The sequence below is a fragment of the Modicisalibacter xianhensis genome, assembly GCF_900113605.1.
Classification (GTDB): domain Bacteria; phylum Pseudomonadota; class Gammaproteobacteria; order Pseudomonadales; family Halomonadaceae; genus Modicisalibacter; species Modicisalibacter xianhensis.
This window is the reverse complement of sequence record NZ_FOPY01000008.1, coordinates 133,181-159,152: the sequence shown is the minus strand read 5'-3', so window position 1 is coordinate 159,152 and position 25,972 is coordinate 133,181. Positions and strand designations below refer to the sequence as shown.

Here is a 25,972-nt window from a genome sequence, read left to right as displayed (position 1 = left end):
TTTCGCCAAGCGATCGAACCGAATGCCGGATATCCGACTTCTGATACAGCAGGCCGAGCGCCAATGCCAGCAACGTGGTGTGCGGTTTACCCCGATACGCCGCCGGGTCCTGGAGCTGATCGCATCCTCACCCGGAGGGCTCAAGGCCTACGAGTTGCTCGATCACTTGACCAGTGAACATGCCTCGGCCAGACCACCAACGGTCTATCGCGCGCTCGACTTCCTGATCGAGCAGGGCCTGGTGCATCGCATCGAGTCTCTCAATGCCTATGTGGCCTGTCCCTGCCCTGAGCATACGCACGGTTTCCAGTTGCTCATCTGTCGTCATTGTGGCCGGGTCGAGGAACTCCACCTTGACGACGTCAACACGCAACTCAGCCAGCGAGCCCAGGCCCTGGGCTTCCGGGTCGACCGCCAGACCATCGAGTTGTTGGGTAGCTGCGATACCTGCCGCGGTCGCGTCCGAGAACCCTCCCTCACCGAGAGCCAGCATGAGTGAACTGTTCAAGTCCCTGGAAAATGCCTCGTCCGGCACGCGCCGTCCGCTGATGGAAATTTTCGATTCCATACGCTGGAACGAAGGCGGCCTGATTCCTGCCATCGCTCAACAGCATGACACCGGTGAAGTCCTGATGATGGCATGGATGAACCGTGCATCGTTGCAGGAGACACTGGATACCGGGCGTGTATGCTACTGGTCGCGATCACGAGGTAAGCTGTGGCGCAAGGGCGAATCCTCCGGCCAGGAGCAGCACTTGAAACAGGCGCGCCTGGACTGTGATGGCGACACGCTGTTATTGAGCGTCGATCAGACCGGTCCGGCATGTCACACGGGGCGGCGCAGTTGTTTTTATGTCGCGCTGGATGCCGAGCAGGCCACGGTTGACAGCGAACCCATGATTTCTCCGTCGGAACTGTACTCCGGCAAGCGGTGAGTGATGTTTAAGCGTATCGTCAGCGCCCTTTTCATCGGCCTGGTCCGCTTGTACCAGTATGGTCTCAGCCCCCTGCTGGGACCCCGTTGCCGCTTCTGGCCTAGCTGTTCCCATTATGCCGTCGAGGCAGTACGTGAGCATGGCCCGGCTCGTGGTGGCTGGCTGGCATTGAAACGTATCCTCAAGTGCCATCCCTGGCATCCGGGCGGTGTCGACCCTGTGCCGCCATACTGCTGTCATGCCGACAGTGCGGGCGATCGGCATCGTCCGCACTGACCTGCCCCATCGCTACTCCGCGGTTTCCTGTTCGGCGACGCTATAGATCCGCTGCAACATGGCATGCAGGCCATTGGAGCGTGTCGGTGATAGGTGCTTGTCCAGGCCCAGCTCTTCCAGAAAGCTTGGTGGCGTATCGACGATTTCTTCGGGGCTTCGATCGTTGTAGATCCGCATCAGTACGGCAATCAGGCCCGACACGATGGCAGCGTCGGAAGTGGCCTGGAAATGCACGTTATCGCCCTGGCGTTCATGGTGCATCCATACATTCGACTGGCAGCCCTGAATCTTGGTCTCCGGCGTTTTCAGTTCCTCGGGGAATGCCGGCAGTTGCTTGCCCATGTCGATGATGTACTGATAACGGTCCATCCAGTTATCGAAAAGGCTGAACTCCTCGATCAGCTCGGCCTGGGCGTCTTGTGCGCTCATGAAATCTCCTTGCGGTTGGCCGAGTGCCACTTTCAAGCATCTGCAACTCGGACGAGCTTTGGGTTTCCCTCAGTATAACGGTTCACTCTTGCCGGCGTCCGCCCCCTGCTGGAATCTCGAGGCGGTGCGCGGCCACCTGGCGCTGCCACTCTTCGGCTTCGGCATGTAGATAGCGCGCTGTGGTATCCAGCCGTTCGTGACGGGCAGTCATGGCCAGGTAGCGTAACTCGACCCCAGCCTGAGCCTGGTGGGTGATGGCGGTATGGCGTAGCCAATGCGGGGACGCCTTGGCCAGTTGGCGTGCCATGGCAGAGGTCCCAGGGCCCCCTTGCCCGGTTTCTTGATGGGCCAGAGCGCTCGAAGCCTCTCGAAAGGCTTCCTTGATCAGGCGATACAATTGGTTGTCCGTCACGCCCGTCCTGCCGTTCAATCGGCAGAGCAAGGGGCGCTCATCATCCAGGTCCGGTAATGCGCTCAGTTGCCGTGCCTGCCGCCACTCCTCGAGCAGCGTAAGCATGTCCGGCGGGACGGGGATTCTGGCTTGCTTGCTGCCCTTGCCAATGACATTCCACCACCATCGACCTTCCCGATACGTAAAGTCGTTCATGCGTGCTTGGGACATTTCGGCGATACGGGGTGCCAGCAGATAACCGAAGCCGAACACGAAGCGTCGCCGGTGCCAGGCTAGTCGCTGCCGCTCGCTGCACGTTTCATCTAGAGGGCGATTGAGCCACTGCCAGAGCCAGTCCCACATCGGCCGTTCCAGGTAGCGCTCGATATGTGTCTGGCGGTTGTCCATGCGCCGCCGCTTGTCGCGCATCAGGCGAAAGGGATTGTGACTCACCCAGCCTGCTTCGCTCAGCCAGGCAAAGAGGCCTTGAAGGATGACCAGGCTCTGCCGCCGGCTGGCAGCGGACAGCGGGCCCCGGAAAGGACGCCATTGGGGATGAGAGCGCGGCTTGGGCGGACCAATCCAGCGCTCTGCAGGGCACGGGTCGGCGAGAAAGGCTTCATACGCTTCCAGTCTACGGCGATCGACCTCATGCAAAGCGAGCCCGTTGTCGCCCAGCCACAGCATCAGGCGCTCTGCCTCCTTGCGATAGGCACGTACCGTTTGTGGGCTGGCGGCGTATTCGGTCAGCCACTGTCCAATAGCCTCGATATCGCTGGTTGCCGGTATCCGAGCCATGGGTGGCCGTGCCGACGCCAGCCTGCCCTTCCCTTCTTCTGCCGCTTCTCGCTCAAAGAGCGCCAAGTTCGGGGGGCTGGCGTCTGGTGGGTGATTCATCCCGCTTCTTTCCGACTCGTTAAATGGCTGGGCTCATTGTCGAGCGTAACAGGCTTATATTCAAGATAAGCCGCGTAATCATGAATATTTACCTAGTTATCGTAACGTAAAACTGTAATACGTAAAAAGCATTATTCTATTTATGCCAAAGCTAGGCTAAGCTCCAGTAATCGCCGAAAATGGCGGCATTTAAGGCTGATAGCGGCGGGAACCGTCCCGAGGAGAACCACATGGCGCGCAGCGGCGTGCAATACGACGACGTAAGACGAGCAATCGACAGGTTGCTCCAGCAAGGCGAGGCACCCAGCGTACAGAAAATCCGGGAAGTGCTTGGGACGGGTAGCTTCACGACGATCAACGAGCACTTTCGAGAATGGCGTCTGCAGCGTGAGGAGAATCGTGACCAGCCGCCCCTGCAGGCGATTCCCGAGTCGGTAGAAACCCTGGTTCAAGCGCTCTGGCAACAAGCCCAGGAAAGTGCTGCCGAAGGGTTGGCGCATTACCGGCAGGAAGCCGACAAACGCGTTGAGGATGCCGAATCGCGATCCGAGCAGGCGCGCAGGGATGCCGAGGACGCACGACAGCGTGAAACGGTGCTTGGTGAACAGCTGCGTCAGGCCCAGGAGCGCCTAGAGGATTACAGTGCGAGGATCGCCCGACTGGAAGCCCAGTGCGAAAGTGCATCGCAGCGTGAGTCCCAGCATGAACGTCAGATCAAGCAGAGCGAGGAGCAGTTGCAGCGCCTGCAGGCGGAGAATGAACGCCAAGGGGTTGAATATCAGGCTGCCCTATCGCGCAAGAATGAGGAGTTTCGTGCCCAGTTGAGCCAGGAGGAGCAACGCCACGAAGCGGCCGAGGCCAGGCTCATGACATTGCTCGATAACGCGCGGCAAGAGCGCCAGGCAGCGGAAAAGCAGCTTAACCAGCGCCTCGAGATCATGGAGAAGCGCGTCGGCGAAGTCGATCATCGCCTTCAGCAGGCACGGCGTGAGCTCAGTGAGGCCCAGGCTTCGCATCGCGAGACGGAGTGGAAACTGCAGCAGGCCAAGGACACGTTGCGCGAGGAAACGCTCAGGCGCGAGCGCTTGGAAGAAGTCGTCACGGAAAAGGACGATACGTTAGCTCAGGTTCGCGAGCGATTGCGCGATACCGAGGCTCGGCTGGCCAAGGCCCCGTTGCCTCCATTCGTCTGTTGAGCTCTTGCCGCGAGCTGTTGTCTCTACGACGTGGGCCGCCCAAGGGCGGCCCACGTCGTTCTCGGCAAAATGAGGCGGTACTTAGTAGTAGGCGTTAGTTGTATCGGTGTGGTCGGTCACGTCGCGAATACCCTTGAGCTCGGGAATTCGCTCGAGCAAGGTTTTCTCGACACCTTCCTTGAGCGTCAGGTCGACGGCGGCACAGCCTTGGCAGCCCCCGCCGAATGCCAGCACAGCAATATTCTCTTCTGCAACCTGGATAAGCTTGATCTCGCCACCATGCGCTGCCAGGCCGGGGTTGATCTCGCTGTACAGCACGTAATTGACGCGATCTTCCAGCGGGCTGTCGGCATTGACCTTGGGCATCTTGGCATTGGGTGCCTTGATGGTGAGCTGCCCGCCCATGCGGTCGGCATTGAAATCGACGACCGCCTCGTCGAGAAACGGCAGGCTGTGCTTGTCGAGAAAGACGTTGATCTTTTCCAGCTGCAGCTTCTCGTCGCTGGGTTCTTCCTCACCCGGGCGGCAGTAGGCCAGGCAGGTTTCCGCATATGGCGTGCCTGGCTGGGTGATGAAGATGCGTACGGCGATACCCTCGACATTCTGCTTGGCCAGCAGCTCCGCGAGGTAATCCTGGGCACTGTCGGTGATCTGGATAGTCTGGCTCATGAACTCGGCTCGTCAGGAACGTTTGGAGATATGGTAAGAAAAAACCCTCGACAACTCAATCCTGACCTAAATACTCGGTCTTTCTTGGGGCTGCCCCGTTCCAGGCGCTTTTCTGGTAGCATTACCCGCAAACAGGCTGGCCCCCGCAGGGCCCCGGAAGCCGTTCCGATGCCTCGGAAATGTGCCTGAGCCAAACCGACTAGTCGCTGGAGATGATCGCTGACCATGGCTGTTGACACGCAACTTCCCGCTTCGCTGAAGCGCATTCCCCTGCCCGCCACTCTCAAGGAGTCGCTCGCCCGCCGGATCATAATTCTCGATGGCGGCATGGGAACCATGCTTCAGAATGCCAGGCTGAGCGAAGAGGAATTCCGTGGCGAGCGTTTCAGCGACTGGCCCTCGCAGCTTCAGGGCAACAATGACCTGCTGGCACTGACCCAGCCGGACCTGGTGCGCCGGATTCATCGCGATTATCTGCTTGCCGGTGCGGACATCATCGAGACCAACACCTTCAACAGTACGCGCCTGTCACAGGCCGATTACGGCATGGAAAGCCTGGTCGTCGAACTCAACCGGGAATCGGCGCGTCTGGCACGGCAAGTATGCGACAACGTCGCCGAAGAGACCGGCGTGCCCCGCTACGTTGCCGGCGTGCTAGGCCCGACCAGCCGCACGGCCTCCCTCTCACCCGATGTCAACGACCCGGCCAAGCGCAACGTTACCTTCGATGCACTGCGCGAAAATTACTATGAAGCGGCCGATGCACTGATCGAGGGTGGCGCCGACGTCATTCTGATCGAAACTATCTTCGATACGCTGAATGCCAAGGCGGCCATCTATGCGCTGGAAGAGCTTTTTGCCGACCGTGGCCAGCGTCTGCCGGTGATGATCTCCGGCACGATTACCGATGCCTCGGGACGAACGCTGTCCGGTCAGACCACCGAAGCCTTCTGGAACTCCGTTCGCCACGCCCAGCCGATGTCAATCGGCCTGAACTGCGCCCTTGGCGCCGAAGAGTTGCGTCCTTATCTCGAGGAGTTGTCGGCCAAGGCTGACACTTTCGTTTCGGCCCACCCCAACGCGGGACTGCCCAACGAGTTCGGGGAGTACGATCAAAGCCCCGACGAAATGGCGGCGATCGTTGGCGAATTTGCCCAAAGCGGGCTGTTCAACATCATTGGCGGTTGCTGCGGTACCACACCTGAACACATTGCCGCGATTCGCGATGCCGTCGATGGCGTCGCTCCTCGTCAGGTGCCCGAGCGACCGCGCGCGTGTCGTTTGTCCGGCCTGGAACCGTTCAACATCGAGGCCGATTCGTTATTCGTCAACGTCGGCGAACGTACCAACGTGACGGGTTCCGCGCGCTTCAAGCGTCTGATCAAGGAAGAGGATTTCACCACGGCGCTGGAGGTGGCTCTCGAGCAGGTCGAGAACGGCGCCCAGGTGATCGACATCAACATGGACGAGGGGATGCTCGACTCCCAGGAGGCGATGGTCCACTTCCTCAACCTCGTGGCGTCGGAGCCGGACATTTCCCGCGTGCCTATCATGGTCGACTCGTCGAAGTGGGAGATTCTCGAGGCTGGCCTGAAATGCATCCAGGGCAAGGCGGTCGTCAACTCGATTTCTCTCAAGGAGGGCGAGGAGGCATTCCGCGAGCAGGCCCTGGCCTGCCGTCGCTTCGGTGCTGCCGTGGTGGTGATGGCCTTCGACGAAGCCGGTCAGGCCGACACTTTTGCCCGCAAGACCGAAATCTGCGAACGCGCCTACCGTCTGCTGGTCGACGAGATCGGCTTTCCCGCCGAAGATATCATCTTCGACCCGAACATCTTTGCCATCGCCACTGGTATCGATGAGCACAACAACTACGCCGTCGACTTCATCGAGGCGACCCGCTGGATCCGCGAACATCTTCCGCATGCCATGGTCTCCGGTGGCGTATCCAACGTGTCGTTCTCTTTTCGTGGCAACAACACGGTGCGCGAGGCAATCCACTCGGTATTTCTCTACCACGCTATCAAGGCCGGCCTGACCATGGGAATCGTCAACGCCGGCCAGTTGGCCGTCTATGACGACCTGCCTGCTGAATTGCGCGACGCGGTCGAGGACGTGGTGCTCAACCGGCGAGACGACGCCACCGAGCGCCTGCTCGATCTGGCCGAGCGGTACAAGGGCGACGGTAGTGGCGGCGCCAGGAAGGAAGACCTCGAGTGGCGCAGTTGGCCGGTCGAAAAGCGTATCGAGCATGCCCTGGTCAAAGGCGTGACCAGTTATATCGAGGAAGATACCGAAGAGGCCCGCCAACGTGCCGTGCGCCCCATCGAGGTCATCGAAGGGCCACTGATGGATGGCATGAACGTGGTCGGCGATCTGTTCGGAGCCGGCAAGATGTTCCTGCCCCAGGTCGTCAAATCGGCACGTGTCATGAAACAGGCCGTGGCGTACCTGATTCCCTATATCGAGGCCGAGAAGAGTGAAGACTCCCAGGCCAAGGGAAAGATCGTCATGGCGACCGTCAAGGGTGATGTTCATGATATCGGGAAGAACATCGTCGGTGTGGTCCTGCAGTGCAACAACTATGAGGTCATCGATCTTGGCGTCATGGTGCCGGCGGAAAAGATTCTCCAGACAGCCCGTGAGCAGCAGGCCGACATTATCGGCCTGTCAGGGCTGATCACGCCGTCACTGGACGAGATGGTCCACGTCGCCAAGGAGATGCAGCGTCAAGGGTTCGATGTTCCCCTGTTGATTGGCGGTGCCACCACGTCCAAGGCGCACACGGCCGTCAAGATCGAGCCGCAGTACGAACATCCCGTGATTTATGTCACCGATGCCTCGCGTGCCGTCGGTGTGGCAGGTCGCTTGCTGTCACCCGGTCTCAAGGAGGCATATACCGCCGAGATTCGCGACGAGTACGTGAAAGTGCGCGAGCGCAACGCCAGGCGCCGGCCCAAGGCCGCCGACCTGAGCTATGCCGAGGCGCGTGAGAGGCGCTTCGACCCGGGCTGGGACGACTATACGCCCCCGGCCCCCGCCTTCACCGGCCTCAAGGTATTCGACGATTACGATCTCGAGGAGCTCCTCGAGCGCATCGACTGGACGCCTTTCTTCATGAGCTGGCAACTGGCCGGCAAGTACCCCAAGATCCTCGAGGACGAGGTGGTCGGCGAGGCAGCGCGCAACCTGTTCGACGATGCGCAGGTCATGCTGCGCAAGCTGATCGACGAGAAGCACATTACCGCACGTGGGGTCATCGGTATGTGGCCGGCCAACAGCGTCGATGACGATGTCATCGAGGTATATGCCGACAACAGCCGCGAAACGGTCATGGAGCGTCTGAACCACATCCGACAGCAGACCACCAAGAACCGTGACGGCATCTGTTACAGCCTGGCCGACTTCGTTGCACCCAAGGCAAGTGGGAAAGCGGATTGGGTCGGCGCTTTCGCGGTGACCACCGGCCATGGTGCAGATGAACTCGCCAAGCGCTACGAGGAAGCCGGCGACGACTACAACGCCATCATGGTCAAGGCGCTGGCCGACCGGCTGGCGGAAGCCTTCGCCGAGCGGATGCACGAGCGGGTGCGCAAGGAATACTGGGGCTATGTGCCCGACGAAGCCCTCGACAATACCGAACTGATTGCCGAGAAATATCAAGGGATCCGCCCGGCCCCGGGGTATCCGGCCTGCCCCGACCATACCGAGAAAGCCGCCCTGTTCAGGATGCTGCAGGCCGAAGACAACGCGGGAATGACGCTGACCGACAGCTTTGCCATGTGGCCTGCTGCCGCAGTTTCGGGCTGGTATTTCTCGCATCCGCAGTCGAAGTACTTCTCGACCGGCAAGATCACACGTGATCAGGTCGATGTGCTGGCCGGTCGCAAGCGAATGAGCGTCACGGAACTTGAGCGCTGGCTGTCACCGGTGCTGTCCTACGATCCGGACGCCTAGGCTCGGCACGATGCGTGCTCGTCCAGCAAGTTACGGCACCTGCCCTCGTTAGCCGTTCCTGTCAGTTGGCCCGCTTGAGCGGGCCAACCATTCGAGAACATTCATGCTGCCGGAAAGCTCTCGCAGTCAGATCATCCTCAAGCTGGCGCTACCGATCATCGGCGCCATGCTCTCGCAAAGCCTGATCAACCTGATCGATGCGGCATTGGTCGGCACGCTGGGCGAAGTCGCTCTGGCGGGGGTGGGTATTGGCGGTTATGCCATATTCCTGGTGACCGCCCTGCTGTTCGGCTTGTCTTCCAGCGTACAGGCCCAGACCGCCCGCCGTCACGGTGAGGACAACCTGGCGGAACGTGCAATTGCCCTGCACGCAGGCTTGCTGATTGCACTACTCGTGGCGTTGCCCCTTACAGCGCTTTGCTTGTGGCAGGCGCCTCGCCTGCTGGGGCTGATCACTCAGCAGGCCGAGGTGCAGGCGGTTGCCGTCGAGTATTTTCGCTGGCGAGTGACGGCGCTGTTGCCGGTCGCGATGATCTTCTGCTTCCGGGGCTTCTGGAATGGCATTCAGCAGACCGGTATATACCTGCGCATTATTCTGGCCATGCACGTCATCAATGTGGTTGCCAGTGTCGCGTTGATCTATGGCATCGGCCTGCCCCGGATGGGCGCTGCCGGGGCGGGAGCAGGCACTGCCGTCGCCCTGTTCTGTGGGTTGGCGCTGTGGGGCTGCTATAGCCGCCTTCACCTGAAGTCCGACAGCGCTACCCGGCCGTGGCCACCGCGCAAGGAGTTGCTTGCCACGCTGCGCCTGGCAATTCCGCATTCGACGCAACAGGTATGGTTTGCGGGAGGCTACGCCGTACTGTTCTGGATTCTTGGAATGATTGGTACCGCGAGCGTGGCGGTTGGCCATGTGCTGGTCAATCTATCGTTGCTGATGATCCTTCCCGGTGTCGGACTGGGACTCGCGGCAATGAGCCTGGTAGGCCAGGCCCTGGGCAGGGAGACACCGGACGATGCACATCGCTGGGGGTGGGACGTGGTTCATGTCGCGTGGGCTTGCCTGGCCCTGCTGGCCATGCCGATGGTGCTGTTTCCCGATGCCATACTTGCGTTCTTTCTTCACAATGCCGATCTCATTGCCATGGGACGGTTACCGCTGCGCCTGACCGCCATCATGATCGTGCTGGATGCCGCCGCAATCGTTTTGGGCCAGGCGTTGCTGGGAGCAGGCGCCAATCGTACGGTCATGGCGGTTACCCTGTGTTCGCAGTGGCTGATTTTCCTGCCCTTGGCCTGGTGGGTGGGGGTGGTACAGGAGCATGGCCTGGTCGGAGTCTGGTGGGTCCAGCTCGGTTACCGTTGCCTGAATTCGCTATGGTTCGTGCTCATCTGGCAACGTCGCCGCTGGCAGATGGTGAGCATCTAGCGTGATGCTCTCGCTCGACCGCTTCTGCCTGGCAGTCGCGTGCTTATCAATGAACTACCTGTCATTCCTGTCATTCGTTATCATTGAAGATTGCTCCGGCTCGACTCCCCGAGACCGTGCCCTACCGGCTATTCAGATGAACGTGCCAAGCCAGTTCTGGGCTGCTCGTGCTGTAATAACGGTAATGTTAAAAACTATGCCTATTTATTCTTTCATAGAATAAAAGAAACGGAGTATGGTCTGTGCCACGGCACAGATCCCATTTCGCCCTGACTAGCAGGACACGCCTGTATGTATCGGTACGACACCTACGACCAGACGCTCGTAGACGAACGCGTCGCCCAATTTCGTGACCAGATGGATCGCTATCTGGCGGGACGGTTGGGTGAGGATGAGTTCCGCCCCCTGCGTTTGCAAAACGGCCTGTATATCCAGCGGCATGCCCCCATGCTGCGCATTGCCATCCCCTATGGCATGCTGTCCAGTGGGCAATTGCGGACATTGGCAGACATCACGCGACGTTACGATCGGGGTTATGGCCATTTCACGACCCGCCAGAACCTGCAATTGAACTGGCCGAAGCTCGAGGATGTGCCCGATATCCTGGCGGAGTTGGCTAAGGTGCAGATGCATGCCATCCAGACCAGTGGCAACTGTATCCGCAATACCACGAGCGACCAGTTTGCCGGTATCGCCAAGGATGAGGTAGAAGATCCACGCCCTTGGTGCGAACTGATTCGCCAGTGGTCGACCCTGCACCCCGAGTTTGCCTACCTGCCGCGCAAGTTCAAGATTGCCGTCACCGGGGCGGAGCACGACCGCGCCGCGATTCAGGTGCACGACATCGGGGTGCGCCTATGGCACAACGACAAGGGTGAGCTGCGCGCTCGCGTGCTGGCCGGCGGTGGTCTGGGCCGTACACCGATGGTCGGCGATGTAGTTCGCGAGGACCTGCCATGGCAGCATCTGCTGACCTACCTCGAGGCCTGCGTCCGCGTTTACAACCAGTTCGGTCGCCGCGATAACAAGTTCAAGGCGCGTATCAAGATACTCGTCAAGGCACTGGGTATCGAGGAGTATCGCCGTCGTGTCGAGGAAGAGTGGGCCCACCTCAAGGATGGACCGCAGACCCTGACCCAGGCGGCTGTCGACGCAGCGCGCGCGCACTTCCCCGAACCTGAGCGTCGCCAGGTCAGCGACGCTGCGATCGCAGCCTATGAGCAGCTGCGCCAGAACGATCGTGGATTCGCCCGCTTCGTCACCAATAACGTGACCGATCACGTCGTGCCTGGCTACAAGGCAGTGACGCTCTCGCTCAAACGCAGAGAACATGCCCCCGGCGACGTCACGGCCGATCAGATGGATGCCATTGCCGATCTGGCGGACGTATTCAGCTTCGGCGAAATGCGCGTGACGCATGAACAGAACCTGGTGCTCTCCGACGTGCCCGTGGACGAGATCGAAGCGTTGTGGCAAAAGCTTCAGGACCTGGGTATGGCCAATCCCACGGTGGGCACGCTCAGCGACATCATCTGCTGCCCCGGCGGCGATTACTGCGCCCTGGCCAACGCCGTGTCGATTCCCATCGCCCAGGCTATCCAGGAGCGCTTTGACGACTTGGATTACCTCTACGATCTCGGCCCGCTGGACCTCAATATCTCCGGTTGCATGAACGCCTGCGGCCATCACCACGTCGGCAATATCGGCATTCTTGGTGTCGACAAGAAAGGCGAAGAATATTATCAGGTCTCGCTGGGTGGCAACTCGCGTGACGATGCTTCGCTCGGCAAGATCCTCGGCCCCTCCTTCTACCGCGAGGATGTGCCGGCCGTCATCGACAAGGTGCTTCAGGTATACGTCGAGCAGCGTCACGAAGATGAACGCTTCCTCGACACTTACCGTCGTATCGGCATCAAGCCTTTCAAGGAGCGGGTGTATGCATAACGGCCAACCGGAAACCACGCTGATCAAGTTGGGCCAGCCCGAACGTGATACCTGGAGCCTGTGTCGCGACGAGGAAAGTCTTCCCGACGAGCGTCCGGCCATCGTTCCCTTGAGGTTATGGCAAGAGCACGACAATGATGACGGTCTGGCTCCGTGGCTGCCTAGCGATACGGAGCTGACCCCGGCACTTGCCGAGGAGCTTGCCAAGGCACCCTTGGTTGCCGTCGACTTTCCCGCCTTCACCGATGGGCGTGGTTACACCCTGGCTCGGTTGTTGCGCGAGCGTTATGGCTTCAAGGGTGAGATCCGGGCAATCGGCGATGTGCTGGTCGACCAGCTGTTCTACATGACGCGCTGTGGCTTCGATGCCTTGGCGCTGCGCGAAGACCAGCATCTTGACGATGCCTTGCGTGCGCTTGGGGCGTTCAGCGTCAGCTACCAGCCCGGGGTGGACGTCAGGGAGGCGATGTTCGAGCGTCGGCTGCGTGAAACGAGCTGACTGGCATTTGATCAGACTGGCCCTTGATCTCTAGTCCCACAAACGACAGCGCCGCCCATTGGGCGGCGCTGTCGCGTTATGGGTCAACCGCGCCGCTTTTGCTGGCGCTCACGGTTACGCGCCCTGGCCCGCTCCGACTTACGCAGCATGACATAAGTCGCGCCGATTCCGCCATGTGCGGGCTGGGCCGAGGAGTAGGCCTGGACTTCCTCGAACTGGGACAGCCATTTGGCCACGTAGGAGCGGACAACATTGGCATGGCTGTCCACGGCCTTGCCACGGCCATGCACGATGAGCAGGCAACGCAGGTCGTGGGCAATAGCATCCTGAATGAAGGTAAACAGTTCGCTTCGGCAGGTGCGGACAGGCTGTTTAAGCAGGTGTAAACGTGCTTCGGGAGCATAACCACCCTGCCGCAGTCGCTCGAGGACCCCAGTCTGTATGCCGTTGCGCCGAAACTCGATGGGGTCATGCTCAGGCAACAGGTCGACGAATTCGTCACTGAGAAAATTGCTTGTTGACGCGTCCTCTTCTGCACTGGCTCTACGGGCCAGTTGCGCTTCACTGGGCGAACGGGGCGTCGTTTCGACATCGGCTTTGTCGTGGCCCTTGGATAGTGGTCTGACCTCGTCTCCCATCAGGCTGCGAAAATCGAGATCCTGTTCAAGGCAGCGGTTCATGCAACGCCCTCCCGCAGATGGACAAGTACTACATACTATCAGAGGCAATCCTGAACCCCTCAAGGCCGAGCGGCCGTGTCGCCACGCCAGTCGGTAAGACAACCGTTGCGTTGTGGAGTGCCGTCGTATCGGCTTAGAATGATCGCAATCGTCTGATACAACGATAGTTTCCCTGATGTCATTCCAATTAAGGACATAGGTGGATGGCTGCACTGATGCTCTATCACAATCCTCGTTGCTCCAAGTCGCGTGAGGCGCTGGCCTTGCTGGAGGCGCGAGGCGTCGATTTTCAGGTACGTCGTTACCTGGACGAGCCGCTGGACCGGGAAGAGCTGAAGGCACTGGCCTCACGGCTGGATACCCCTTGCGATAGCCTGGTCCGCACCAATGAGGCGGAGTGGAAGGCATTTCAGGTTACCGAGCCTGACGAAGCCGCCTGTCTCGCCGCCATTGCCGAATATCCGCGCCTGCTGCAGCGACCGATTCTGGATCGTGGGGACCGTGCCGTGATCGGTCGTCCGCCCGAAGCTATCCTCACCCTTCTCGACAGCGAGTGAATTCCCAGCCTGGAGCCACGATGAGCCCAACCCGTCCTTATGTCCTCGTCCTCTACTATTCGCGCTCCGGTGCGACTCGTACTCTGGCTGAGCAGGTCGCCGCAGGTGTCGAGGAGATCGCCGGCGTTGATGCCAGATTGAGAACCGTGCCGCCGGTGTCCACGACTTGTGAGGCGGTAGCGCCTGACATACCGAGCGAGGGCGCCGTCTATGCCACGCTGGAAGATCTCAGGCAATGCGATGGACTGGCATTGGGCAGCCCGACCCGGTTCGGCAACATGGCGGCACCGCTCAAGTACTTTCTCGATGGAACCAGCGAGCTGTGGTTGAACGGCGCGCTGATCGACAAGCCCGCGACGGCCTTTACTTCCACGGCCAGCCTGCACGGGGGACAGGAGGCAACCTTGCTGACCATGCTCATCCCGATGCTCCACCAGGGCATGGTCTATGCCGGCGTACCTTACAGCGAAAGTGGTCTGGTCAATACCAGCAGCGGGGGGACCCCCTACGGTACCAGCCATGTGGCGGGGGAGCGCAGCGATCGCAGTGTCGACGACATTGAACGCACACTGGCACGTGCCCAAGGTCGTCGACTCGCACGACTAGCCATGGCATTGCGTCCCTTGCGTGAGGAGAAGTGATGCGAGCCGCACTGGAACGTCTCGAGAAGCGACATGGCCTGAACCGTCTGACCCAGCGTGCTCGTCAAGGCGTCATTGCCAGTTACGTCGTGCTGATTGCCCTGCTTTTCGTGGGAGGCCTGCAACTGCAGGCGCAAAGTGATAATGGGCTGATGCCCATGCTGGTGCGCATTCTCCCGCTGATTCTGTTTTTGCCCTCCATCGTGACTCAGCGCCCGCGGGGCCATGCCTGGCTGGCTTTCGTCAGCCTGCTCTATTTCATGCAGGGAGTGATGATTGCCACGCTGCCTGACAAGGCTTGGCTTGGCATGCTCGAGGTAGCGGCCAGCCTCGCCCTGTTTATCAGCAGCATGTTCTTCGCACGTTGGCGTAGCCGACAGCTCACCGCCTCGTGAGGTATTCGAGCGCACTGATCCTTTCCATGCTGGTGCTGAGTGTTGCCAGCAGCCTGCTGAACTGGCCGATATGGCCCGCCGCCGCCTTGAGCTGGTTTGCCACTTTGCGTCTCGGGCGGCAGTTGCCACGTACCTCAAGGCGACAGGCCCTGCTGCTGGGGGGCGCAGGCGTAGGGTTCTGGGTAGTGGCGCTTTTTCATGATACGCCCCATTCACTGCTCTCCGCCCTGGTGATCAATCAAACCTTGCTGATGATGTTTGCCGGAATCAGTTTCCTCTCGCTAGCCACCCCTTCCGATACCTCTGTCTCCTCCTCCCGACGGCAACAAGGTAGCCTGCTGGGAACGCTGTTCGGCGTTCATCTCTTCGGGGCCGTCATCAATATGTCGGCGCTTTTTCTGTTCGGCGATCGGATGCAGCGTCGTGGCCAACTCGACAGGCAGCAGATGATCGTGCTGGGACGCGCCTTCCCCGCTGCGGCAGCATGGTCGCCTTTCTTCGTTGCTATGGGGGTGGCGCTGACCTACGCGCCCGGACTCGATTTCCTGACGTTGCTGCCATGGGGGCTGGCTGCCGCCTTCCTGCTTCTGGGCCTGGTCGCCATGGATGCCTATCGTGTCGGGGGCGACTTTATCGGCTTCCCCCTCCAGGTGAATGCCTTGGTTCTGCCCTGCACGCTCGCCGTGTCAGTGGTCCTGATTCATCACTGGTGGCCAGGGTTATCGATTCCCCTGATTATCAGCATCATCTCGCCCCTTTTTGCCATTCTCCTGATGCCGGGCAACGACCGGCTGAGTCGTCTACGCGATCAATGCAACGAGGGTTTGCCCCGGTTGGCTCCGCAATTTGCCCTGTTTCTGGCTGCCGGTGTGCTATCCAGTGGATTGGCCGCCATGCTGGCAAGCTGGCCGGGCGGTCCTGACCTGCCCTTTTCCCGGTTTGGTGAATGGCATGCCTGGCTCTTGCTGGGCCTTATCGTGGCGCTGGCGTTCGTCGGCATTCATCCGCTGGTTGGTGTCACGACGCTCGCACCACTGCTGTCGCCATTGTCACCCGACCCGACATTGTTGGGCATGATGTTTCTGATGGGCTGGGCGCTGGGCACCGGTAGCAGCCCATTATCAGGCAGCAACCTGGCACTGAGCGTACGTTATGGTGTGAAAGCCAAGGACATCATGCGCTGGAACCTTCCGTATGCGTTGATTGGTTGGTTGCTCTGTGGAGTGGTCTTTGCTGCGCACAATTGGCTGACCTGAGCTGCCTGGGACCGATGAAGTTCCTGTCAAATGCCAGTAATCACTCATGTTCGTATATCATGAGCGATTACCAGGCTAACAGGAATCCGCTTGTGTCTTTACGTGTGAGCGATTGGCGCAACGCCATGCTACAAACTGTCCCTGTCATGTTCGGGTACCTTCCTCTGGGGGCAGCGTTTGGCATTCTTTTCATGCAGTTGGGCCATCCCTGGTGGGGATCCCTGCTTATGTCGTTGTTCATCTATGCGGGGGCAGGACAGTTTCTTGCTGTCACGTTGCTGGCCAATCATGCGGGCCTGGTCGAGATTGCCGTTGCCACGTTCATGCTCAACTCTCGTCATCTGTTCTATGGGCTGTCACTGCTCAAGCGCTTTCAGGGTGCAGGCTGGCGCAAGCCTTACTTGATCTTCGCCCTGACCGACGAGACGTATTCCCTGCTCACCAGCCAGCAACGCATGAATCTTGAGCGTCATGACCATGCAGCAGCGTGGCGTATCAGTGTATTGAACCATCTGTGGTGGGTGCTTGGCACTCTCGCCGGTGCACTGGCAGGCGCTACGCTGGAGTTCGACAGCCGTGGCATCGAGTTCGCACTCACGGCCCTGTTCATCGTACTGACCCTGGAGCAGGCACGGCGGTTGCGCGAGGCCCTGCCTTTTCTCGTGGCACTGATCGTCGGAGTCGGTGCCATTGTCCTGCTACCTGACCGACACTTGCTATTAGGGGCTATCGCCGCTACCAGCCTGGTGCTATTCGCGCATTACCTGTGGATTGATCGAGGTCAGGAGGGCAAGGCATGAGTCACGCTATGCTGATATTGATCATTGCCGTTTGTGCCCTGGCGACATTTGCGACACGTGTATTGCCTTTTGTGGCACTGTCACGGCATGCCGAGCACCCATTGATTCTTCATCTCGGGCGCTACCTGCCTCCGGCGGTCATGCTGATACTGGTGCTTTATGCGTTGCGCCACTTCCGACCGTTGGCGGAGGGAAGCCTGAACGGAGGCGAAAACGGCTTGCCGCTGCTCCTTGCCTCCGTCACTGTAGCCATGTTGCACCTGTGGCGTCGCAACGCCTTGTTGTCGATCATCGGCGGCACCGGGCTCTACATGGCCATGATCCAGTTGGGTTGGTTCATGCCAGGGTGAGCCAAGCATACAATCATCTTGAGCCCAGGGCCGTCAGCGGCGAAGATGAAAGGAAAATATCAGGAGAGCGCCATGATTCGCGATATTGCCGATGTCCGACGCAACTATACGGGAAACCATCTGGATACGACGACGTCGCCCGACACCCCGCTTCCGCTGTTTCAGGACTGGCTGGCACTCGCCCTGGAAAACGAGCCCTACGACGCCAATGCGATGACGCTGGCTACGGTCGATAGCCAAGGCTTGCCGCATGCCCGTATCGTGCTGCTCAAGGGCATCGATGATGAGGGGTTCGTGTTCTATACCAACTACCAGAGCCATAAAGGTAGTGAACTGGCCAATGTGCCTCATGCCGCCCTGGTCTTCTGGTGGCCCACCGTGCAGCGCCAAGTGCGTATCGAAGGCAAGGTGACGCAGGTTGGTCGTGAGGCATCGGATGCCTACTTCTTCAGCCGCCCGCGCAATAGCCAGCTAAGTGCCTGGATTTCGCAGCAGAGTGTGGAGATTCCCGATCGCACCTGGCTGGAAGAGCGCAAGCATCGTTTCGAGCAGGTCTATGATGGTCAACCGGTCAAGCGCCCCAACCATTGGGGGGGATATCGCATCGAGCCATCGGTCGTCGAATTCTGGCAGGGCCAGGAGGATCGCTTGCACGATCGACTGCGTTACAGTCGCCATGAGGGCCATGGCTGGATGAAGGTGCGACTGGCTCCCTGAGGGTCATGCATGCAAACGCCCGACCATGCGGTCGGGCGCTCTCTGGTCCAGCAGGCTAGATTACTTTCCCATCCACTCGGATACGATATCCGGATTTTCTTCTACCCACTGCTTGGCATTTTCGTAAGGATCGCTGCCCTCTTCCTGGTTCATCAGCATGACTTCACCCATCTGCTCGGGCGTCCAGGAAAAATTGTCCAACAAGGCATGCACTTCCGGCATGTCTTCTTTTAATCCTTGCCGCACGATGGTATGGATCTCTTCCGCACCACCATAGACGTTCTTGGGGTCTTCGAGATATTTCAGATCCCAGCGGGCAAACATCCAATGTGGTGTCCAGCCGGTCACAACGATGTCTTCTTGATTGTTGATCGCTGCTTGTAGCGCCGCTGTCATGGTCGCGCCGCTACCTGATTGCAGTTGGATATCGCCAAGACCGTATTCTTCGATGACATCCTCGGTCAGGCCCATCAGGCCGGCGCCGGGATCGATACCGACAATCTCACCATTGATCGCATCGGCCTTATCGTCCAACTGGTCGATGGAAGTGATGTCGGTGTAAGCGGGTACCACAAGGCCAAGCTTGGTTCCTTCCAGGTTGGCGCCCAGATCGACGACCTGCTCCTTGGTTTGCTCATAATAATTTTCGTGGGTTGTCGGCAGCCACGCGGCTACCATGGCATCAGCATCACCATAAGCCACCGCCTGCCACATGGCAGCCGCGGACAGCGAGGACATGTCGACTTCATATCCCATCTGCTCGAGGACGGCGCGTACCACATTAGTCGAGGCCACTTCAGAGGCCCATTCGACATACGCCAGTTCGACCGTTCCCTTGTCCTGCGCCTGGACCGTGCCAGCGGCAAAACCGATACCGGCTATCATCAGCACGGAGCCATAGCGAACGGCGCGAGACAGTGTGTTTATCGTTTTCATCACTTTCCCCTTCTGGATGATTTGGACGACTTACCGGCCCACGGACCAGTGGTCACTTGCATATACCGGCCCGCTGACGGGCCGGGTCTGACAGGCGTTGTTATTTAGCTTTCTTGGTGTTGCGAAGCGCCTGGGTCAGGCGGTCCAGGATCATTGCCAGGATAACCACGGCAATACCGGCTTCGAACCCGTCGCCGGGACGCAAGCGCTGAATGGCTTTCCAGACTTCGTTGCCCAGCCCGTCCGCCCCGATCATTGCGGCAATGACGACCATCGACAGAGCCAGCATGATGGTTTGGTTGATCCCTGCCATGATGGTGGGCAACGAGAGCGGCAACTGCACCTTGATCAGTTTCTGGCCACGCGTCGAGCCGAAGGCATCCGCAGCTTCGACCAGGTCCTTGGGCACCTGGCGAATACCCAGCGTCGTGAAGCGGATCGCCGGAGGCATGGAAAAGATCACGGTAGCGAAAATGGCAGATACCGAACCGATGCCGAAGAACGGGATGGCCGGAATCAGATAAACGAAGGCCGGCATGGTCTGCATGAAATCCAGTATCGGCATGATCATGCTATAGAACCGGTCTGACAGTGCCGCGAATATACCGAGTGGCAAGGCGATGAGGACCGCGACGAACGTGGCGATGACAACCAGGGTCAACGACTCGATCATCGGATCCCAAAGCCCCAGATTCCAGATCAGTACGAGACCGAGTACTGCACCGATGGCCAGGCGAATACCCGACAGTCGCCAGCACAGCAGGCCGATCAAGGCCATGAGTGCCCAAGCCGGCATCCACATCAACCCGTCGTTGAGGGCATTGATACCGGTCTGCGTGAAGCGCGAAATGCCGCGCGTAACCATCGAGTATTCCGAGGTCAGAAAGTCGAGCCCGCCTTCGATCCAGTCGCCAAGCGGAATGCGAGGGATGTCGATCGCCATCATTGTTCTCCTGCTTCAGCCAGTTCCGCCAGTACGGCCCCTTTGACCACGACGCCGAGCAAGCGCTGCTCATCGTCGACGACGGCAATGGGGAAACTTTTCTCGTTGAACATTGCAAACAGGTTGTGCAATGGCTCATCGGGACCGACACGCGGGAAGTCGTCACTGAGCAGCCCTTCGAGGCTGCCCTTGCCGTCGCGAGCCGCGCGGTTGGCGACATCGGCTTCGATCAACCCGACCAGCTTGCGCTCGCGACTGGTCACGTAAATGGAGTCAAGGCCGTTCTCGCTGAGCTTGTGAAGGACGGTGCGCGGACCGTCATCGATCCTTGCCGTTGCCCTTACCGGACGCATGGCGTGACGAGCGGTCAGTACGCGAGACATGTCCACACCCTCGATGAATCGAGCAACGTACTCATCGGCGGGCTGGGTCAATATCTCTTCCGGCGTGCCGATCTGAACGACCTCGCCATCCTTGAGCAGAATGATGCGATCACCGATATTGAGGGCTTCATCCAGGTCATGCGTAATGAAGATGGTGGTCTTTTTCATGCGATGCTGGAGTTCGAGAAGCTCCTGCTGCATGTCCTTGCGGATCAGCGGATCGAGGGCCGAGAACGCCTCGTCCATCAACAGGACGGTCGAGTCGTTGGCAAGCGCCCGTGCCAGGCCAACGCGCTGTTGCATGCCTCCCGAGAGCTGGCTAGGGAAGGCATCCTCCCATCCTTCCAGGCCGACCTGCTTGAGGGCCGCGCGGGCTTTCTGGGCGCGCTCGGCCTTGTCGATGCCGCGAATTTCCAAGCCGTATTCGGCATTGAGCTGTACGCTGCGGTGGGGAAACAGGGCGAAATGCTGAAACACCATGGAGAAATGCCGGCGACGGCATTCCAGCAATTCCTTGTCGCTGAGCTTGGGGATGTTTTCGCCATCAATGATGATATCGCCCTCGGTCGGCTCGATTAGCCGATTGAGGCAGCGGATCAACGTCGACTTGCCGGAGCCTGACAGGCCCATGATAACGAGAAGCTCACCTTCCTTGACATCGAAGGTGATGTTCGAGAGGCCGAGTGTCTGGCCGGTCTTTTCGAGAATCTCGGGGCGCTTGAGCCCCTGGTCACGCAGCTCGAGCGCCTTCTTCGGCTGGTTGCCGAAGACCTTGCTCAGGCCGCGCACCTGAATCTTGGTCTGTTGTGTATTGTCGCTCATCGGCTTGTCCGTATGTTACCCATCGGTTCCTGTCGCGGCGCGTCTGGCTCGTGTCTGGAGCAATTCATAGCGCAGTGAGATGCTGAATTGCCGCGACGATAAGAAATCGTTATGGGTTTATATCATACGTAGTTATTGAAAAGTGGGCAAATCAGAAAACCTGATGATTGATCAACGGTTCAAAAACCGGAGCCAGCAACCATGAGCGTTACAGCCCGATTGCCCTTTTTTCAGCAAGGGGATGGGAGTGGCATCTCGGACACCGTGAGGCGTCCGCTCGCGCCTACTGGCTTACGTCCTGTGCCGATTGATTCGCGGTAATCAATAGGGCTGGTTTTCCAGGCGGTGTCGCTGCCATTCGCTGGTAGGTTCATTGAGACGAAGCACGGCGTCGACGACCTGCTCTTCCATGTTGTAGTGCACGGTAAAGCCGAGATGCTTCATCAATGCACGCATCGGATGGTTATCGACCATGATCTTGCCGACCATTTCCAGCGTACCGACCCCCTTGCAGTACCGGATCATCTTGTTCATCAGTACGCTGCCCAACCCCTGCCCCTGCAGATCGTCACGAATGATGATGGAAAACTCGGTACGAATGTTGTCCGGATCATTCCAGACCCTGACGACGCCCAGCATTTCCTTGCTGCCATCGGTACGCACATGCTCGGCGATGAACGCCATCTGCCGGTCGTAGTTGATCTGGGACAGTATCGACAGGTCGCGCTTGGTCAGGTCGGCCTTGTTATGGAAGTAGCGGAAGCGAATGCTCTCCTCGGAGAGCTGGGAATGAAAACCGGTAATGAGAGGGGCATCCTCGCCTCGAATGGGGCGGATCTCGACTTGCATGCCGTTTTTCAACACCAGCCATTCACGCAACTCTTCTGGGTACGGCATGATGGCATGCCGAGCCGGCGTGCCCAGGTCCATGGCGAAATCGACGGCCACCAGCCCGTCACGATTGAGCAGCAGCGGGTTGATCTCCAATCCCTTGAGCTCGGGCAGGTCGGAGGCGATCTGTGACAGCTTGACCAGCAACTGGCACAGGCGGTCAATGTCCCGTTCGGGATGGCGCGAATGCTCGAGAATCAGCTTGGCTGCGTGGGTATGCGATATCAGGTCGTTGGCAAGCGTCATGTTCAACGGGGGGAGAGCCACATGCCGGTCGGCAAGTACGTTGACCTTGTAGCCACCGATACCGAAGACGATGACGGGTCCGAAAATCGGGTCTCGCGTAATGCCGGCGCATAGCTGCATGGAATGCTTGCCGCGTTGCATGGCCTGCAGGCAATAGCTGTAGATGCGGCTGTCAGGGAACTTCTCGCGCACCTTGTCGCCCAACTGGCGCACCCCATCCGCGACCTGCTCAGGCGTATCGAGATCTTGCAGCAGGCCTGAAGAAAGCTTGTGCGGATGCTTGCGGTACCGGTATGGCACACAGTTATGTTCATGCACTACCTTCAGCGCCATGCGACCTTCAAATTCCACGGCGCGCGCTGCGCCTTCTTCGGCTGAAAAGACGTAGCAGCTTGGTGCCGTGGGGATGCCGTAGGCCTCAAGTACCTGCCCGGTTTCTTCGTGAGTCATCTGGTCTCGGCCGCGCTGCTTGGCGGCCTCGATCAAACGGTGGCAGCGGGCCCGGATTTCTGGCGTCGTGGCAAATGGCAAACTGGGCGGCGTTTCCTGAAGCAGGGCCTGAACTCGCTGGTAATCCACCATGTGCATGAAGGCCTTGACGGCTTTTTCCGGTGAGATATAGGTAGGAATACCGGCCAGATTGCATTCGTGGCGTGCCGACAAGGCTTCCTCGAGCCCCATCCAACTGGTCAATAGGTTGCGTTTGAAGCGCTTGCGGTTGGCAATGACCGCTTCCGCGGTGGTCTTCGAGGGTGCCATGCGCGTCGGCGCATGCACGACCAGCACACTGTCGACGCCAGGGTCGCCGGCGACGATTTCCAGCGCCTCGACGAAGCGCTCCGGGGTCGCATTGCCGCCCAGATCGACCGGGTTGCGCCCGGGCAGGCTCACGTCAAAATCGCCATCCACCAGTGCCTGCCGGGTCTGGTCGGTAAATTCCGCCAGCTTGCCTCCTGCCGTGATCAGCTTGTCGATGGCCAGCAAAGCCGGGCCCAGGCCATTGGAGACGATGGCCAGCCGGTCGCCGCGAAGCGGCTTCATGCGCGATAGGGTTTCCAGCGCGTCGAACAGCTCGTCGGAGTTGTCCACCCGCACTACCCCGGCACGGGCCAAGGCGGCATCGACAATGACATCACGATTGGCAACGCCCGGTGTCGGTGGCGCATGGGAGAGTTCGGATTGGGGAGTACGACCGCTCTTGATGGCCAGGACGAGTCGGTTACGCGACGCGTCGCGCAGTGCCGTCATGAAGTGCTGGGAGTCGTAGATTCTTTCCAGATGCAGCAGGATTGCCTGGGTCGGCGAGAACTGATTGATGTAGTCGATCAGATCGGGAAGCATCACATCGATACTGTCGCCCAGCGTCACCAGGTGCGAAAAACCTATGCCCCGGCCTGCCGCCCAGTCGATCATGGCATTGCCGAGCATCCCTGACTGGCCGAGATAAGCGACCCGTCCCTGCTTGACCGGCTGGCTGGCATAGGTTGCATTGAGCCTGCGCCCCGGCACCACCAGCCCCAGGCACTCCGGTCCCAGCACACGAATACCCGAGCGACGGGCTGCCGCCAGCATCTGTTCCCGGATCGAGCTGCCGTCATCCGTATGGTCATTCAGGTAGGACCCCCCGGAAAGTACCATCGCGGCCCGAACACCAAAGCGGCCCAGTTGCTGGATCAGCTTGGGTACCGTTGCTACCGGCGAACAGACAATGGCCAGGTCAGGCACTTCGGGCAGATCGGCTACGCGCTTGACGCAAGGCCTGCCGTATACCTTGCCATAGCCTTTCGGATTGATTGCCCAGATGGTGCCGGGAAACCCGCTATCCTCCAGGTTACGGATGACTAAACCGCCCATGGAGTGAGGTTTTTCGGAAGCTCCGATGACAGCGAGTGTTCTCGGTTCGAAGAAATGGCGTAGAAAACGCGTGCCCACAACCTGACTCCTTGCTCATCGTCATCCCCTGTGTACGACTTATTGCCACTGTCATGCAAGCAATGGGCGCAATTAATGTCGCAGCTTGTCGTTCCGGAGAGCCGCCATGATCACATCCTTTCTTACGCACCCCCATTGTGACCTGCACCACATGGGGCCGGAGCATCCGGAAAGCCCCCTACGCCTGGAAGCCATTCGCAAGCGCATGGCACTGGCCGGTATCCTCCAGCAGACGATGCAGTCGGAAGCACGACCGGCCAGCGATGAGCAACTGGCTCGCGTACACCCGCAGCGACATCTGATTTCACTCGTCAAGTGCGTTCCCGAGCATGGCCTGATCAATCTCGATAACGACACGTTTATGAATCCGCACAGTCTCGAGGTGGCCCGTCTTGCAGCGGGGGCCGTGGTGCGCGGTGTCGACCAGGTCTACCGGCATCAGGCCGACAATGTGTTCTGTGCCGTGCGCCCGCCGGGGCATCATGCCGAGGCCGCCGAGGCCATGGGATTCTGCTTCTACAATAACGTGGCCGTGGGCGCCGCTCATGCGCGAGCCAGGCATGGGGTGAAGCGCCTGGCCATCCTCGACTTCGACGTACACCAGTGCAACGGCACGATCGATATCTTTGCCAATGACCCGGACGTGCTGATTTGCACCAGTTATCAATATCCCTTTTACCCTTGGCGCTACTTGCGCCCCGAGGCCGAGAATGTGGTCTGTACTCCGCTGGATGCAGGCACGGATAGCCGTGGATTTCGACAGGCGATCGAGCGGGACTGGCTACCCGCTCTTCAGGCTCACCAGCCCGAACTGATCCTCGTGTCGGCCGGCTTTGATGCCCACCGATCCGACCCGATGGCCGACCTATGTCTTGAGGACGAGGATTTTCATTGGATTACCACGCTGGCCATGGATGTGGCGCGAATCTACGCCGGTAACCGCCTGGTGTCGGTACTTGAAGGCGGCTATGACCTGGACGCCCTGGGTAGATGTGCAACTGCGCATGTTCAGGCCCTGCTCGGCCAGCCTTTCGTTCAGGAAGAAAAGAAAGTCATTTGACGCTCACGTATAAAGTGCATGTCGGATAGCCGCCCCCGGCCAGTAGCGGCTGTGGTAGGATCGAGGAAACTTTATTTCCTATAGTGAACCAACATGTCAGCCAACACCGATCAAGCTGCGGCGCTCCGTATCGCCTCGGGCCGCAAGCCATTCGTGGAGCCGCTGCGGCTGGGTGAGAGGCTAAAGCAGATTCGCCTGGCCAATCAGTGGACGCTGGAGGACGTCAGCCGGCGTACCGGACTGGCGCGTTCCACGCTATCCAAGATCGAGAATGACCAGATTTCCCCGACCTTCGCTGCGGTACAGAAGCTGATCAGCGGGCTGGGTATCGATCTTCCGCAACTGCTCAGCCCACCCAAGCTGCAATCCCGGACGTCGGGACGCCGCGACCTGACTCGATCCGGCGAGGGCCAGCAGCACCCGACGCCAACCTACGAGCATGAGCTACTGTCCTGGCAACTGGCGCAAAAGCGCATGATCCCCTTCAAGACCATTGTCCGGGCTCGCAGCTTCGATGAGTTTTCCGAGTGGGTGCGCCACGATGGGGAAGAGTTTCTTATCGTGCTTGACGGCACCATCCGACTCTATACCGAATTTTATGAGCCGCTTGAACTCGAGCAAGGTGACAGTATCTACTTCGATAGCGATATGGGGCATGCCTTGGTATCCACGAGCATTGCCGACGCCATCGTGCTTTCCGTATGCACGCGTGGTGAAGCAAACTGAGTGGATCGCAAACTCTGC

Annotated in this window: 25 protein-coding genes; 17 read left to right on the top strand and 8 right to left on the bottom strand. The window is 59.5% G+C overall.

Going from position 1 to position 25,972, the window contains the following annotated elements; all coding sequences use genetic code 11:
- Positions 1 to 22 precede the first annotated feature (22 nt).
- Genes BM194_RS11465 through yidD form a run of 3 tightly spaced genes read left to right on the top strand, consistent with a single transcriptional unit; the run spans position 23 to position 1,211 of the window.
- On the top strand, positions 23 to 499 hold the full coding sequence (locus BM194_RS11465) for a transcriptional repressor (protein ID WP_092846849.1): 477 nt from the start codon (positions 23 to 25) through the stop codon (positions 497 to 499).
- Complete coding sequence (hisI, locus tag BM194_RS11460) at positions 492 to 935, top strand: phosphoribosyl-AMP cyclohydrolase (RefSeq protein WP_177223396.1); 444 nt, start codon at positions 492 to 494, stop codon at positions 933 to 935. The genes BM194_RS11465 and hisI overlap by 8 nt, the downstream gene beginning before the upstream one ends.
- Positions 936 to 938: 3 nt before the next feature.
- Complete coding sequence (gene yidD, locus BM194_RS11455; protein WP_092846847.1) at positions 939 to 1,211, top strand: membrane protein insertion efficiency factor YidD; 273 nt, start codon at positions 939 to 941, stop codon at positions 1,209 to 1,211.
- Between the two features lie 12 nt (positions 1,212 to 1,223).
- Here the strand turns inward: yidD and BM194_RS11450 are convergent, their stop codons facing one another.
- Entirely contained in the window at positions 1,224 to 1,640 is a 417-nt protein-coding gene (locus BM194_RS11450; RefSeq protein WP_092846845.1) for a SufE family protein, read from the bottom strand.
- A gap of 82 nt (positions 1,641 to 1,722) precedes the next feature.
- The gene (locus tag BM194_RS11445; RefSeq protein WP_244890944.1) at positions 1,723 to 2,829 is read right to left on the bottom strand and encodes a tyrosine-type recombinase/integrase; all 1,107 of its coding nucleotides are present in this window, start codon (positions 2,827 to 2,829) and stop codon (positions 1,723 to 1,725) included.
- Positions 2,830 to 3,158: 329 nt separating this feature from the next.
- On the opposite strand from BM194_RS11445, the gene BM194_RS11440 reads away from it, so the two are divergent.
- Positions 3,159 to 4,124: a DNA-binding protein gene (locus tag BM194_RS11440; RefSeq protein ID WP_177223395.1), complete on the top strand. Its 966-nt coding sequence runs from the start codon at positions 3,159 to 3,161 to the stop codon at positions 4,122 to 4,124.
- Between the two features lie 81 nt (positions 4,125 to 4,205).
- Here BM194_RS11440 and nfuA read toward each other — a convergent pair whose 3' ends face one another.
- A complete protein-coding gene (gene nfuA / locus BM194_RS11435; RefSeq protein ID WP_092846839.1) occupies positions 4,206 to 4,793 on the bottom strand; it encodes a Fe-S biogenesis protein NfuA in 588 nt (195 codons plus the stop codon).
- Positions 4,794 to 5,018: 225 nt separating this feature from the next.
- On the opposite strand from nfuA, the gene metH reads away from it, so the two are divergent.
- From metH to BM194_RS11415, 4 genes are all read left to right on the top strand, one after another.
- Positions 5,019 to 8,747 carry a methionine synthase gene (gene metH, locus BM194_RS11430; protein ID WP_092846837.1) on the top strand — a complete coding sequence of 1,243 codons (3,729 nt, stop codon included), beginning with the start codon at positions 5,019 to 5,021 and terminating at the stop codon, positions 8,745 to 8,747.
- Positions 8,748 to 8,850: 103 nt separating this feature from the next.
- Complete coding sequence (locus tag BM194_RS11425; protein ID WP_092846835.1) at positions 8,851 to 10,176, top strand: MATE family efflux transporter; 1,326 nt, start codon at positions 8,851 to 8,853, stop codon at positions 10,174 to 10,176.
- 291 nt (positions 10,177 to 10,467) lie between these two features.
- Positions 10,468 to 12,120 (top strand): nitrite/sulfite reductase, encoded by a 1,653-nt coding sequence (locus BM194_RS11420; protein ID WP_092846833.1) that lies wholly within the window; start codon positions 10,468 to 10,470, stop codon positions 12,118 to 12,120.
- Positions 12,113 to 12,619, top strand: coding sequence for a DUF934 domain-containing protein (locus BM194_RS11415; RefSeq protein WP_092846831.1), 507 nt, complete (start codon positions 12,113 to 12,115; stop codon positions 12,617 to 12,619). Before BM194_RS11420 ends, BM194_RS11415 begins: the two co-directional genes overlap by 8 nt.
- Positions 12,620 to 12,702: 83 nt before the next feature.
- Here the strand turns inward: BM194_RS11415 and smrA are convergent, their stop codons facing one another.
- Positions 12,703 to 13,299: a DNA endonuclease SmrA gene (gene smrA, locus BM194_RS11410; RefSeq protein ID WP_092846829.1), complete on the bottom strand. Its 597-nt coding sequence runs from the start codon at positions 13,297 to 13,299 to the stop codon at positions 12,703 to 12,705.
- Positions 13,300 to 13,502: 203 nt separating this feature from the next.
- On the opposite strand from smrA, the gene BM194_RS11405 reads away from it, so the two are divergent.
- From BM194_RS11405 to pdxH, 7 genes are all read left to right on the top strand, one after another.
- Entirely contained in the window at positions 13,503 to 13,856 is a 354-nt protein-coding gene (locus tag BM194_RS11405) for an arsenate reductase family protein (RefSeq protein ID WP_092846827.1), read from the top strand.
- 20 nt (positions 13,857 to 13,876) lie between these two features.
- Entirely contained in the window at positions 13,877 to 14,497 is a 621-nt protein-coding gene (gene wrbA, locus BM194_RS11400; protein WP_092846825.1) for an NAD(P)H:quinone oxidoreductase, read from the top strand.
- Entirely contained in the window at positions 14,497 to 14,892 is a 396-nt protein-coding gene (locus BM194_RS11395) for a DUF2069 domain-containing protein (protein ID WP_092846823.1), read from the top strand. The genes wrbA and BM194_RS11395 overlap by 1 nt, the downstream gene beginning before the upstream one ends.
- Positions 14,893 to 14,918: 26 nt before the next feature.
- Positions 14,919 to 16,148: a hypothetical protein gene (locus BM194_RS11390; protein WP_092846821.1), complete on the top strand. Its 1,230-nt coding sequence runs from the start codon at positions 14,919 to 14,921 to the stop codon at positions 16,146 to 16,148.
- A 59-nt stretch (positions 16,149 to 16,207) separates the two neighbouring features.
- On the top strand, positions 16,208 to 16,948 hold the full coding sequence (locus BM194_RS11385) for an AzlC family ABC transporter permease (RefSeq protein WP_244890943.1): 741 nt from the start codon (positions 16,208 to 16,210) through the stop codon (positions 16,946 to 16,948).
- Positions 16,945 to 17,298, top strand: coding sequence for a branched-chain amino acid transporter permease (locus tag BM194_RS11380; protein WP_092846819.1), 354 nt, complete (start codon positions 16,945 to 16,947; stop codon positions 17,296 to 17,298). The genes BM194_RS11385 and BM194_RS11380 overlap by 4 nt, the downstream gene beginning before the upstream one ends.
- A gap of 72 nt (positions 17,299 to 17,370) precedes the next feature.
- On the top strand, positions 17,371 to 18,015 hold the full coding sequence (gene pdxH / locus BM194_RS11375; protein ID WP_092846817.1) for a pyridoxamine 5'-phosphate oxidase: 645 nt from the start codon (positions 17,371 to 17,373) through the stop codon (positions 18,013 to 18,015).
- 60 nt (positions 18,016 to 18,075) lie between these two features.
- Here pdxH and BM194_RS11370 read toward each other — a convergent pair whose 3' ends face one another.
- From BM194_RS11370 to BM194_RS11355, 4 genes are all read right to left on the bottom strand, one after another.
- A complete protein-coding gene (locus BM194_RS11370; RefSeq protein WP_092846815.1) occupies positions 18,076 to 18,951 on the bottom strand; it encodes a glycine betaine ABC transporter substrate-binding protein in 876 nt (291 codons plus the stop codon).
- A 100-nt stretch (positions 18,952 to 19,051) separates the two neighbouring features.
- Complete coding sequence (locus tag BM194_RS11365; protein WP_092846813.1) at positions 19,052 to 19,894, bottom strand: ABC transporter permease; 843 nt, start codon at positions 19,892 to 19,894, stop codon at positions 19,052 to 19,054.
- Positions 19,894 to 21,099, bottom strand: a complete 1,206-nt coding sequence (locus tag BM194_RS11360; RefSeq protein ID WP_092846811.1) for a quaternary amine ABC transporter ATP-binding protein — start codon at positions 21,097 to 21,099, stop codon at positions 19,894 to 19,896. The genes BM194_RS11365 and BM194_RS11360 overlap by 1 nt, the downstream gene beginning before the upstream one ends.
- A 321-nt stretch (positions 21,100 to 21,420) precedes the next feature.
- Positions 21,421 to 24,168 carry a bifunctional acetate--CoA ligase family protein/GNAT family N-acetyltransferase gene (locus BM194_RS11355; protein WP_092846809.1) on the bottom strand — a complete coding sequence of 916 codons (2,748 nt, stop codon included), beginning with the start codon at positions 24,166 to 24,168 and terminating at the stop codon, positions 21,421 to 21,423.
- Between the two features lie 106 nt (positions 24,169 to 24,274).
- On the opposite strand from BM194_RS11355, the gene BM194_RS11350 reads away from it, so the two are divergent.
- Both BM194_RS11350 and BM194_RS11345 read left to right on the top strand, forming a co-directional pair.
- On the top strand, positions 24,275 to 25,228 hold the full coding sequence (locus tag BM194_RS11350) for a histone deacetylase family protein (protein WP_092846807.1): 954 nt from the start codon (positions 24,275 to 24,277) through the stop codon (positions 25,226 to 25,228).
- Positions 25,229 to 25,321: 93 nt separating this feature from the next.
- A complete protein-coding gene (locus BM194_RS11345; RefSeq protein WP_092846805.1) occupies positions 25,322 to 25,954 on the top strand; it encodes a helix-turn-helix domain-containing protein in 633 nt (210 codons plus the stop codon).
- Positions 25,955 to 25,972: the final 18 nt, after the last annotated feature.